The organism is Thermobifida fusca NBRC 14071 = JCM 3263 (assembly GCF_001592045.1).
GTDB lineage: Bacteria > Actinomycetota > Actinomycetes > Streptosporangiales > Streptosporangiaceae > Thermobifida > Thermobifida fusca.
The window spans coordinates 1-11,724 of the sequence record NZ_BCWB01000071.1; the positions used below are offsets into that span (position 1 = coordinate 1).

An 11,724-nucleotide genomic window follows, 5' to 3' on the forward strand; every position below is an offset into this window, starting at 1 on the left:
GCGCGCCAACCATCCGCCGCTCATCGCCGACCATCGGGCGGTCGCGATGCAGCTTCCCTGGCCGCCCGCTGCCTCATCCCCGGACCGGCACCTCCCCCTCATCGCGCTCTTCGCGGAACTGCAGATCGCTGTGCTGCGCGGGGAGCTGAGCTGGACCGTGCCGGAGCGGGACGATCCCGCCGAGTACGGGCAGGCCCTGGCCCGCACCGTCTACCGGCGGCTTTTGGAGTACCTGCGGCAGCGTGCCCCCGCGCTCTCCATGGTGCTGCGCCAGCTCGATCCGGCCAGTAGCGCGCGGGTGACCTCAGGCGACTCCACCGAACTGGGCGAGCATCGGAACCGGGTGGAGCTGGCCGCAGACCGGGCGCTCCTTGCCCGCACCCACCCGTCCTGGTGGGTCTGTCTGGAAGCCACCTGTACGAACAGCACCCTGCGGCTCCTGCTCACCGTGCAGGGGGTTGGCGCTCCCGCGACCGGGGTGCTCGCGGTGACCGCTGACGCCCTGGTGGACTCCCCTCGCGGCATCGAGGACGCGCTCGACCTGGCCCCCACCGACTGTGTGACGTTGCTCTCTTCGGACAGCGCCGATGAGCGCTGGCCGGAAGTGGCGGCGCTGACCGACGAGGCGATCTCCCGCGCCGTCGACCGTTTGACTTCGGTGATGGCCTGACCGCCGCAGCCGATCCGCCGGCTGCGGCGGGGTCAGCTCTCCGCCACCGCCATCAGCAGCAGGATCAGCAGCAGCACGATGATGGTGACGATGACGGCGGGAAGCACCCACCCCTGCGAGAGCACCGGGTCGTCTGCCTGCTGGCTCGTGGTCTGCGGCAGCGTGGGATAGTTCGGCCGCGGCGTCGTGATCGGGGGGTGGGGCGGGAGCGAAGGCATCGAACTGTGCGTCGTCACGTTCGGATGCGCCCGTCCCCCCGAGTTGGGGTTGGGTACCGGCGGGCCCGGTTGGGGGTACCGGTAGCCCGACTGCGGCCCGGTGTGCGGCGGGGTGGGCGGGGCGGGGGGCGGCTGAGGGGGGAACGGGGTCTGCGGACCGCTCTCGCTGACCTGCTGATTCGGGTAGGGCGAGACGAAGGGGGTCGGGCTGATCGCGCGCTTCTCCCCCTCCTCCACTGCCTGCGAGGTGGAGACTTTCGTCTCGTCCTCCACGTTGTGGCCGAGCAGGCGCATCAGCAACTGCTTAGCGGTGGGCCGCTTGTCCGGGTCCTTGTCCAAACAGTCGGCGACGATCTCCCGCAACGGCTCCGGCACTTCGCTGATGTCCGGGGGTGCGCTGACCACCCGGTGCGCGACCGCCGGCACACTGTCCGAGCCGAAGGGGGCGTTGCCGGTGGAGGCGAACGCCATCACACAGCCCCAGGCGAAGACGTCCACCTTGTCGGTGATGTTCTTCCCCGTGATCTGCTCCGGAGCCATGTAGGACGGGGTGCCGACGATGGAGTTGGTCATCGTCGCGGTGCTGTCCGTGACCCGGGCGATACCGAAGTCGATCACCCGCGGACCGTCGGGGCCCAGCAGCACGTTGCCGGGTTTGAAGTCGCGGTGCACGATCCCCGCCTGGTGGATGGCGACCAGCGCGGTCGCGGTGGACACGGCCAGGCGTTGGAGGGCTGCCCCCTTGCGCGGCCCCTCCTTGGACACCGCTTCTTGCAGGTCCGGCCCTTCCACGTATTCGCTGACCACGTAGGGCGGGTCAGCGTCGAGGTTGGCCTCATGGATCGCAGCGGTGCAGAAGGAGGCCACTTTCTGTGCAGCACGAACCTCCTTTTCGAACCGTTTACGCAGTTCGGTGTCCTGCGACCACTGCTCGTTCAGCACCTTGATCGCGTATTTCTGGCCTTCGGAGTCGCGAGCAAGGTAGACGATTCCCTGGCCCCCGCGCCCTAGACGTCCAATCACGCTGTATTGACCGAACGTGGTGGGGTCGTTCGGCTGCAGCGATTCGGGACCGGGCATCGATCTCCTCCAGAACGGTCGTGGACGTCGTCAGCGCACGACCAGAGTATGTGTTAGGGGTTCCACGGCATAAGCCACTGCGAGATACAGAGTGGCGTAATCGATGAGAGCGATCAAACCGGCCAACCGCTCCACCGGGCTCCTGCCCTGCGCGGCAACCTCGCTCACCAGCACTTCTGCTGTTTCTGCCGTGTGTTCGGCCCGTGCGAGGTCCGCGGCTTCCTCCGGCAGGGCTTCGTCGTCGCGGAAAAGCAGGAGCCGCATCCGGATTCCCGGGGCGTCTGCCGGATCGTCGAACAGGCCGCGCGACGCTTGCAACGGCCCGGTGAGGACCGCGGGCTGCGCCCAGGCGGCTTCGGGAGGGCTGGGGAGCAGCACCGGGTAGCGGGCGTTGGCCGCGAACTGGACGGCTGCCCAGCGGGCCGCGAGCGCGGTGAGAGGGGTCGCGCCCCACAGCACGGGCAGAGTGTCCGCGAACGCCAGAGCGAGTTCCTTGGCCGGGTTGTCTTCGATACCGACCGTGGGACGGCACTGGTGGGCGACCTCCTCCAGACGCTGGGCGGCGGCGTCGAGCTCAGCGTCGGTGAACGCCCGGATCCCGGCCTGCTCCACCGCGGCGAACAGGGGGACGGTGAGGGACCACAGGAGGGTCCGCGGCTCTCCGACCATGGGCAGGGCAACGAAAGGGGCACGGGCCCGCTCGGCGAGCTCCCGCAAGGGCCCGCTCCGCGGTCCTACCGCCACGAACCGGCTGCCGCGCCGTACCGCTTCTGCGGCGAGCCGCAGGGTGGTGTCCGCCTCCTGGTTGCTGCCGGTCGACACGGCGATGACGAGGTCGGGCACTCCCACCCAGCCAGGCAGTCGGCATCCGGTCACAGTGACGATCGGCACGGGGCTTCTGACCCCGACCAGGGTTTCGAGGACCGCTCCGGCGAACGCGGCGACGTCGGTGCCCGCGACGACCACGGACCGCGGTCGGCCGTCGTCAGCGAGCAGGCTGAGCCCGGAATGCGCTGCGACAGTGCGAGCCTGGCGGACCTGGGCGGCAGCCGTAGCGGTCTGCCGCAGCAGGCCTTCCGGATCGAGCGACGGGTCGGTGCCCACGTCGTCGAGCCGGTGCTCTTCGAACACGAATGCCATGCCCGTTTCCCCTCTCGACGAGCCTCCCGGTCCGGAGCACGGTGCTCCGGACCGGGGCATGCCCTACGCCAGTGCTATTCGATCTTGCGGGCCTCGTCGACGAGCAGGACGGGAATCCCGTCGCGAATGGGGTAGGCGAGACCGCTCTCGTCGCAGACGAGCTCACCGGCTTCCTCGTCCAGCCGCAGCGGAGCTTTGCTCTGCGGGCAGACCAGGATTTCCAGCAGCCATTCGTCGATCTTGGTGCTCATAGGAGCCTTCCTCCTGTTGTCGGATGCGCCAGGTGCAGCGGTCAGGCCCGGATGATCGCCAGGACCTCGTCGCGCAGCTCCGCCATGGACTCGGTGTCAGGGGCCTCCACGTTGAGCCGCAGCAGCGGCTCGGTGTTGGACGCCCGCAGGTTGAACCAGCGTTTCCCGGTGAGGTTCACGGTGAGACCGTCAAGGTGGTCCACGCTCTCCACATCCGCGCGCCCGGTGAATGCCTCCTCCACCGCTGCCATGCGTCCCGCCTGGTCGGCGACCCGGGAGTTGATCTCTCCCGAGGCCACGTACCGGGTGTATTCGGCGGTGATCTCCGACAGCGGCCGGTGGTCCGTGCCCAGCACCCGCAGCACGTGCATCGCGGCGAGCATGCCGGTGTCGGCCTTCCAGAAGTCCCGGAAGTAGTAGTGGGCCGAGTGCTCGCCGCCGAAGATCGCTCCGGTCTGGGCCATGGCGGCCTTGATGAAGGAGTGGCCGACCCGGGTACGCACCGGGACCCCGCCGTGCTCGGCCACGATCTCGGGAACCGCCCGGGAGGTGATGAGGTTGTGGATGATGGTCGCGCCCGGTTCTTGAGCGAGTTCTTGGACCGCGACCAGCGCGGTGATCGCCGAGGGCGGCACCGGCTCGCCGCGCTCGTCCACGACGAAGCAGCGGTCGGCGTCCCCGTCGAAGGCCAAGCCGATGTCGGCCCCGGTCTCGCGGACTTTCGCCTGGAGGTCGACGATATTGGCGGGGTTCATCGGGTCGGCCGGGTGGTTGGGGAAGGTGCCGTCCAGCTCGAAGTAGAGGGGGATGATCTCCAAGGGGAGGGCGTCCAGGAGCTGGTCGCCGAGGACCGCGGGCACCGTGTGTCCGCCCATTCCGTTGCCCGCGTCCACCACGACTTTGAGTGTGCGAATCCCGGAAAGGTCCACGAGCTTGCGCAGGTGCGCGGCGTAGTCGGCGAGCAGGTCCCGCTCGGTGACGGTTCCGCGAGGGCCGTCGTAGGCGGGGACGCCTTGTTCGACGAGTTCCCGGATCTCCGCCAGCCCGGTCTCCACGCCGATGGGCGCTGCCCCGGCCCGGCACATTTTGATCCCGTTGTACTGGGCAGGGTTGTGGCTGGCGGTGAACATGGCTCCGGGGATGTTGAACTTGCCCGAAGCGAAGTAGAGCAGGTCGGTCGATCCGAGGCCCGCCATGATCACGTCGCGCCCTTGGGCGTTAGCGCCCTCGGTGAACGCGGCGGCCAGCTCGGGGGATGAGGGGCGCATGTCGTGGGCGACGACGATCGTGTCGCCGTCGACGATGCGCGCAAACGCCGCCCCCACTGCCCGCGCGATATCCGCGTCGAGCGTGTCGGGGAAGACGCCCCGGATGTCGTATGCCTTAAAAATCTGACCGAGGTCACCCACAGTAGCTCCGGAGGTGTCGATAAGCGGCCGATGGTCAGTGGCACGGGCCGCTGCGGCCCGCAGGGTCCAACGTACAAGACGCCGGTTTCGCGTTAGGTGACCGAACGGTACTGTGACGGCCGTCCCACGGCGCGATCCGTGCCCGGCCTCGTGTCGTGCGGACCGCCCTCCTCGGGGGCCTCACACGTCGTAGGGGGGTCGGCGCGGAGGGCGGTCGGGCTGGTCGTCGGGGCGGACCGGTTCGGAGCGGAGCACGCGAAGGTGCCCGCGGCGGATGGTCTCGATCCCCTGCCCGGTGGGCTCGGGCCGCGGTTTTTTGACAGGCTGTCGTCCCGCTTCGCGCACCGCGTTGGCGAGCGCTTCCAGATCGTCGCTCCCCGGTCCTCCGGTCGCGGTGTCAGCGGGCAGCCGGACGATCTCCCACCCGAGTGGCGCGGTCAGCCGGTCGGCATGCATCGCACACAGGTCGTAGCAGTGCGGTTCGACGTATGCAGCGAGCGGGCCGAGCACCGCAGTGGAGTCTGCGTAGACATAGGTGAGCGTGAAGACTGCTGGCTGCCTGCACGCGGTGCGCGAACAGCGTCTGCTAACGCTCACGTAGACAGACGGTATCCCTTTCCTGACCACTCTGCCACCTTCGCCGTAGGGTGTCCCCTCTGTCGGAGCGAAATCGGACACCTTCCGGCCTCCCCAAGGCTGCGTTGCGGGGCTGTCATGTCTTAGGCTCGAAAGTGTGCGACACTTGCACCTTAACCAATCGCAGGCCGGACGTATACGACGCCGGGACCGCCGGGGCCGAGGCATTCGCGGCCCACTGACGCCTCCAGGAGTTCCCCTCACGCGCAGCAGGGCGCAGGTGTTCGACGATCTCGTTCTTGACGCGGTCGAACGCTTGGAGCGGGTGTGGGCCCGGGAACTCGCCCACGTGGAATTCCTCGTCGAAGACGTCCCTCAAGTGCCGCGCGGGGTGACCGCTGAGGACGGCATCCCTTTTTCCCGACTGGAGACGTCGAAGTCCGGTCGGGCTCGCATCATCGTCTACCGCCGCCCGGTAGAAATCCGCACCAAAGACCCCGAAGAGATGGCCCTGTTCGTCTACGACACGGTGGTTGAGGAGGTCGCCAATCTCCTCGGACTTGAACCGGAGACAGTCGACCCAGAGGCCTGAGTCAGACCTGGATCGTGGGGGTGGCCGTGGGCTACGGCCACCCCCACTGTGCGTAGCGCACCCGTCAGGGCACGATGCCGGTCATGCTGTTGACGACCGGGGGCAGCGGCACCTGGACAGGGGCAGGCAGCAGCGGCAGCACGCTGCTGGTGCCGTCCACGGTCACCATGCGCGCCGCGTGCACAGGCCCGCCTTCCACGACTTCGACGAGCCAGGCGACGGCCCCGTCCGCCGGGTCGAGGTCCGGGGCGAGGGTGCTGCCGGCTTCCACGGTGACGCGGAGCGGCTCGCCTTGCTCCCCGCGGGCCTCGACGGGGGTCAGGGTGACAGTGGCGGCTTTTTCCGGTGCTCCCAGGAGCAGTGCGTGCTCGGCGTCGTCGAACGGGGGCGGGGCGACCGCGCGGGCATCAGGCCCCGGAGTGAGCGGCTCGGTGGCCGCGGTGTAGGCGGCGCCCTCGTCAGGGTGGCGGATGGCCACGCCGACCACGACGGGGTGGTCCGCGATGACGACCAGGGTGGCGTCCCGGCGTTCCATGGGGCCTTCCAAGCTCACCCGGGTGGTGGCGGCCGGGGCCACTTCCACGTCGGTCAGTGTTTCCGCGTCCACTTCGCCGTCCGGGGTGAGCAGGCGGAGCTGTACCGTGGTGGGCTCGTCGGAGACTGCGGCGAGGATCAGCCGCCGGTTGCCGTCCCCGCCGGGGATGCCAGGGATCACATGGCTGGTGGCGGGCGCGGCAGTGGCGGGAACCCAGTCGGCGTCCCTTCCGGAGCGTTGCGCGTACAGTGCGGCCGCGACCCGGCCCGCGTTGGTGCGGACGTGGACTGCGACCGCTTCAGCGTGCTCGACGAGAGGCAGCACCGACAGTTCCACCTCCGTGTAGGGGTCGACCGTGATCCCCCGAGTCTCCAGGGAGAAGGTGGGGCCGTCAGGCGCGTAGAGGTCCACGTTGACGGTGGCCGCGGTCTCGTCGATGTTGGCCAAGTGGAGCCGCAGGTCTTTGAGTTCTGTACCGCCGGGGGCGGCGAACCAGGTGCTGGAGGACGGTTCCGCGCAGCGCGCCTCCGTGGTTCCGCTCTCCCCGGCGGTGAGGTGGGTGATCTCGGCTCCGGCAGCGAATCCGCGCTCCGCCCGGACCACGGTGCCGCTTTCGGTTTCCTCCGGTTCGTGCTGCCACGGCTCTCCCACCTCGGTGGCAGGGCGGGCCGGGCTGGCGTCGGCGGTGTTGGGGGCGGTCTCCAGGACGCCGTCGTCGGTGTCCTGGGTGCCAGGCGCGTACCCGGCGACCAGTGCGCGGATCTCCTCGCCTTGAGGGGTGGGGCACAGCCGCGTGGTGGACTCGACCGGGGCCAGCACGGGCTCGGCGTCCGCGGTGGAGGACGGCAGCGCGGCAGCGGTCAGGTGCGCTACCCCGAACAGTGCGGACAGCGCAACGACCACGAGGAACAGTAGCGCGAAGCGGTTCTCGACCAGCAGTTTCACTGGGCCCCCTCTCCTCGCTGGCGGCTGTGCCGTCGGCCGCGGCGGCCGCGGCCCGCCCGGCGGGTTCCCTCCGTGGTGCGGCGCAGTCCCCGGGGCCGGCGGGGCCGCAGCGCCGGTTGGGCTGCCTGCTCACGCAGGTCTTCCTCGGTTTTGGCGCCGGGCAGCGCCAGCGCTCCCACCACAATGAGCAGGATGGCTTGGATCACGAGCCACACCTGCCGGGCTGTGCCGGTGTAGGTGAGGACCAGCGTGCCGCCTTCGGGGGGCAGGGAGAACTCTTGCATCCCCCATTCGGTGGCCGCCCCGGCGAGCACCCGGCCGTCCAGGGTCGCCTGCCAGTCGTCTCGGGCAGGTTCTGCCAGCAGCAGACGGCGGCCTTCCGGGCCGGGGGGAATCGTGACCTGGGCGTCGAGCGGGCCGGACTGGAGCACGATCGGTTCGGCGTCGTCTTCCGGTCCGACGATGCGGAGCCGTCCCGTTTCCGCGAGCAGCCGCCACAGGGCGAATTCTTCTGTGAGTTGGAGGCGTTCCACGCCGGGCAGGGCGTCGATCGCGTCCACCAGGGTGCGGTCCACGGCGTCGCCTACCGCGGGCGCGGGGACGACAAGGTAGCGGATACCGAACTCGGCGAGGGCTGCGGCGTCGTCGCCGCCGCGGCCGGCCGCCATGGCGGCCACAACTTCCCCAAGCCGTCCGTCCACGGCAGGGTCCGGCGGGATCTGCGGCTCCCCGAGCCGGGGCGGCTGGCCGCGCAGCACGGTGTAGCTGACGACCCCGTCGTCCCGCGGGGAGATGACGAGGGTGCGCGGCTGGGTGCCGTCGGCGCTCACCGACTCCAGGAAGGGCGGGAGCGCGGGGGGAGCATCGCCGGTGAGCGGTCCTTCCACGCCACGCCACATCCACAGCCCCGCCGCCGAGAGCGGGGTGGTCAACGCCAGCAGGGCCGCGGTAGCCGCGAACAGCCGGCGGTGCCAGCCCAGCCGCCACAGGTCGCTGAAGGACTGGGAGGCAGTGGCCGCGGACAGCAGCATCGCGGTGGAGGCGAACGCCAGAGCCACACCTGGCCAGGCCGTGGAGTCCGTGGTAGCGGAGAGCGACAGCGGAAGCCTGCTGACCACGATGGCGATGAGGATGCCGAAGAGGGCAACACACCAGCCGGCGGCCACCAGCATCCGGTTGCGGCGCAGCAGCAGGGCGCACAGCGCTGCCGCGACGAAGCCCCCGGTGACCCAGAGCGGCGGGGCGCCCGGCCCGCCCGGGGAGAGGAGGAGCAGGGCTTCGGCGGGGAGCTGAGGGTTGACGATGTCGGAGCGGTTGATCCCCGCTTCCAGCAGCCACAGCCACGGGCGGCGGAAGAGTTCCACGGTCCACGGCAGCAGCAGCACCAGCGGGGTGACCAGGCTGATGGCCAGGCTGACCTGCAAGCGGCGGCCGAGGTGCCCGAACGCGATGGCGATGAGCACCCCGGTGACCAGGGCCAGCACCCACACCAGGGGCACGAACGCCATCAGCAGGGCCAGGAGCAGGCCCAGCGCCCACGCGGCGCGGCGGGAGCGGCGCGGGTTGAGGGTGAGCACCCTGGTGACCAGCAGTCCGAGGACGGGGAAGAGCGCGTGGACGAGAGCGGTTCCGACCCGTCCTTGCGCAATCGCTCCCGTGGCCACGGGCAGCAGCGCGTACGAGGCGGCCATCCACAACTGGGCGGGGCGGTAGCGCACGACCCGGCGGGCGAGCCGGTAGGCGGTGAAGCCTGCGAGGGGCACACAGCCGAGGAGGATGCCGACAACCGCCAGCCACGGCTTGCCCAGGGCAAGGGTGGAGAGCGCGGCGAGCACAGCGAGGTAGGGCGGGGCCACAGCGTCCGAGCCGACGCCCACGTCGTGCCAGCCCGCCAGGTACATGTCCCACAGGTCGGTGGCGCTCCCCCACACGGGCGGCAGGGCGCCTCCGGCGAGCCGGTCGCCGAACAGCAGGGAGCGCCCGGCGATGAGGGCGACGACGGTGAGCGCGGTGATCGTCAGGACCGCGGGATTGGTGATCGTCCTGCGCAGCAGGCCGGTGTCGTCCTGCAGGGGGTCGTCGTCCTCGTCGGCTTGGGGGGCCACGGTCACCGCGTGGTGGCGGCCCGGCCGGTCCAAGGGGGTGGGGTCGCCGCTGAGCAGGTTGGCGACGGCTTCGGTGAACTGGCGCAGCGCTACCCCGCGCGCCATGAAGGGCCGGATCGCGCTGTAGGTCCGGCGCCGTCCCCGGCGGCGGCGGATCCGGGCCCGCACCAGCCGGAACGGCATCACAAAGAACACGGACGTGATGGCTGCCGCCTCGTCGAGGGCGTTGGCGGGCTGTTTGGCGACTAAGTAGGTGAGGACGCGCAGTGACGAAGCGAAGGAGTTGCGGAGCAGCGCGGCCAGCATCGCCCCCAGGGGCAGGTTGGCGAGCAGGACGTAGAGGGCGTTGCGCCGGTCGATGCGGCGGGGGTGGTCGCTCGTGGCGTGGATGTGGCGGCGACGGCGTGCCGCGGCTTCGGCATGGTAGGCGACGGCGTCGGTGACGATGAGGACCCGGTGCCCGGCACCGCCGACCCGCCAGCAGAAGTCGATGTCGTCGCGGAACAGCCGCAGCGAGCGGTCGAATCCGCCGAGTTCTTCCCACACGTCCCGGCGGATCAGCATGCATGCGCTGGAGACGGCGAGGACTTGCCGGGTGCCGTCGTGCTGTCCGTGGTCGACTTCCGCGTACTCCAGCCCGGTTTCGCGGCGTCCCGCGCCGTCGATGGTGACACCGGCTTCGAGGAGGAGCCTGCGGTCGAACCAGTCGCGGAGTTTAGGACCGAGGACGGCGGCCCGCGGGTTTTCGTCTGCGGTGGCGAGGAGCTGGGCGAGGGTATCCGGCTCGGGGGTGCAGTCGTCGTGGATCAGCCAGATCCACTCCACGGCTCCCTCGGTGTCGGCGAGTTGGGAACGGGACCGGGGATGGTCGAGAGCTGCCTGAATCGCTTCCCCGTACCCGGTGGTGCGGGGCAGGGTGAGGATCATCTCGGAGTTGATGTACTCGGCGAGGATGGCCCCGCTGCGATCACGGCTTCCGGTGTCGACGCCGATGATGCGCTGCACCGGCCGAGTCTGGGAGCGGATCGCTTCCAGCGTCTCCGGCAGCCAGCGGGCGCCGTCGTGGGTGACGACGACGGCGGTGACGATATGCCGGGCGAAATCGAGGGGTAACACTGCTGGTGGTCGCCTCAGGGTTTACACAATGGGCAAAAAGGTTATTGCGGTCAGTTCTCTATCGGAGGATCACGATACGCCACTCCGGCTTCCCGTGGGTCTCGGCTTCCCGCAGGCCTCCGCCCGAAGGTATGCCGTCTGCAACTCTCCGGGCGGATAACCCGTGATGGGTAAACCGGGAAAACACGATGAAGTAAAGAACTACCAAAAAGCGTGCGCCTCGGATAAAAAAACCGAGACGCACGCTGTGGTGTGCTGTGAACTAGATCGTTTCAGAAGAGAAATCGAAATCCTGTCCAGCAGCCTTCTTGAGGCGGCGCCGCTCCCGCTCGGAGAGGCCTCCCCAGATACCGAAGCGCTCGTCATGCTCTAGCGCATATTCCAGACATTCCGCCCGCACTTCGCACGAGTGGCAGACCTTCTTGGCTTCCCTGGTGGAGCCGCCCTTCTCGGGGAAGAACGCCTCAGGATCGGTCTGCGCGCACAGTGCGCGCTCCTGCCAGCTCAGGTCTTCGCCTGGGCCGTGCGCCAGCGGGATAACCTCGCTCATGCGCACCTCCTATTTACCCCCCTGGATGCACCCTCCCATTACGACCCCCGGGGAGGGTTGGAATCACACCTTAGAAATTACACGCACGGTCTCCGCTATACGTCAACCGCGCTGGCTGGTAATCCCCTGAATATCAGATAACAAACACGATTCCGAGTCTGTTCACGCGACTCCAGGGGATTACCTCGCCCTTTTCGTGGGTGTTCGGGGGTTCAGGCTCAGGACAGGTTGTTGTCCCCGTACTGCCCGGACCAGGGGTCGCCCGTCTCCGCTCCGGACTGCTGCTCAGACGAGTAGCCGCCGGAGGAGGCAGGGTAACCGCCGGTGCCGTACTGGCCCGGATCGGCATAAGGCTGGTTTCCGCCGCTCGCGCTGTCTGCGGCTCCCGGGGCCGGCTGGGACCAGCCGTGCTGGATCGCTTCCTGGGCAGCGCGTTCTTCGGCGCGCGCGCCGTCGCTCACCGCGTGGGCTCCGGTGGCGGGGTCGGAGACGGCGGGCTGGACCAGGGTCGCCTCGGAGTCGCTGGCGGAGTATCCG

9 protein-coding genes and 2 pseudogenes are annotated in these 11,724 nt (G+C 69.4%); 2 read left to right on the forward strand and 9 right to left on the reverse strand.

Going from position 1 to position 11,724, the window contains the following annotated elements; all coding sequences use genetic code 11:
• Positions 1-670: pseudogene (locus TF1_RS16335) on the forward strand (hypothetical protein); the annotation flags it as partial.
• 32 nt (positions 671-702) lie between these two features.
• Here TF1_RS16335 and TF1_RS15340 read toward each other — a convergent pair.
• The 5 genes from TF1_RS15340 to TF1_RS15355 all read right to left on the reverse strand — a co-directional run bounded on the left by TF1_RS15340 (position 703) and on the right by TF1_RS15355 (position 5,365).
• Positions 703-1,968: a serine/threonine-protein kinase gene (locus tag TF1_RS15340; protein WP_061784012.1), complete on the reverse strand. Its 1,266-nt coding sequence runs from the start codon at positions 1,966-1,968 to the stop codon at positions 703-705.
• Positions 1,969-1,998: 30 nt separating this feature from the next.
• On the reverse strand, positions 1,999-3,108 hold the full coding sequence (locus TF1_RS15345) for an SIS domain-containing protein (RefSeq protein WP_011292931.1): 1,110 nt from the start codon (positions 3,106-3,108) through the stop codon (positions 1,999-2,001).
• A 74-nt stretch (positions 3,109-3,182) separates the two neighbouring features.
• The gene (locus TF1_RS16045) at positions 3,183-3,359 is read right to left on the reverse strand and encodes a Trm112 family protein (protein ID WP_011292932.1); all 177 of its coding nucleotides are present in this window, start codon (positions 3,357-3,359) and stop codon (positions 3,183-3,185) included.
• A gap of 41 nt (positions 3,360-3,400) precedes the next feature.
• Positions 3,401-4,768, reverse strand: coding sequence for a phosphomannomutase/phosphoglucomutase (locus TF1_RS15350; RefSeq protein ID WP_011292933.1), 1,368 nt, complete (start codon positions 4,766-4,768; stop codon positions 3,401-3,403).
• 180 nt (positions 4,769-4,948) lie between these two features.
• The gene (locus tag TF1_RS15355) at positions 4,949-5,365 is read right to left on the reverse strand and encodes a DUF3499 domain-containing protein (protein WP_038044087.1); all 417 of its coding nucleotides are present in this window, start codon (positions 5,363-5,365) and stop codon (positions 4,949-4,951) included.
• A 175-nt stretch (positions 5,366-5,540) separates the two neighbouring features.
• On the opposite strand from TF1_RS15355, the gene TF1_RS15360 reads away from it, so the two are divergent.
• Positions 5,541-5,936, forward strand: a complete 396-nt coding sequence (locus tag TF1_RS15360) for a metallopeptidase family protein (RefSeq protein ID WP_173668267.1) — start codon at positions 5,541-5,543, stop codon at positions 5,934-5,936.
• 64 nt (positions 5,937-6,000) lie between these two features.
• On the opposite strand, the gene TF1_RS16210 is transcribed toward TF1_RS15360, so the two are convergent.
• The 4 genes and pseudogenes from TF1_RS16210 to TF1_RS16340 all read right to left on the reverse strand — a co-directional run.
• Positions 6,001-7,416 (reverse strand): DUF5719 family protein, encoded by a 1,416-nt coding sequence (locus TF1_RS16210; RefSeq protein ID WP_061784013.1) that lies wholly within the window; start codon positions 7,414-7,416, stop codon positions 6,001-6,003.
• Entirely contained in the window at positions 7,413-10,637 is a 3,225-nt protein-coding gene (locus TF1_RS15370; protein ID WP_061784014.1) for a glycosyltransferase, read from the reverse strand. The genes TF1_RS16210 and TF1_RS15370 overlap by 4 nt, the downstream gene beginning before the upstream one ends.
• A gap of 262 nt (positions 10,638-10,899) precedes the next feature.
• Complete coding sequence (locus TF1_RS15375; protein ID WP_016189177.1) at positions 10,900-11,187, reverse strand: WhiB family transcriptional regulator; 288 nt, start codon at positions 11,185-11,187, stop codon at positions 10,900-10,902.
• A gap of 218 nt (positions 11,188-11,405) precedes the next feature.
• Positions 11,406-11,724 (reverse strand): annotated as a pseudogene (locus TF1_RS16340) (hypothetical protein); the annotation flags it as partial.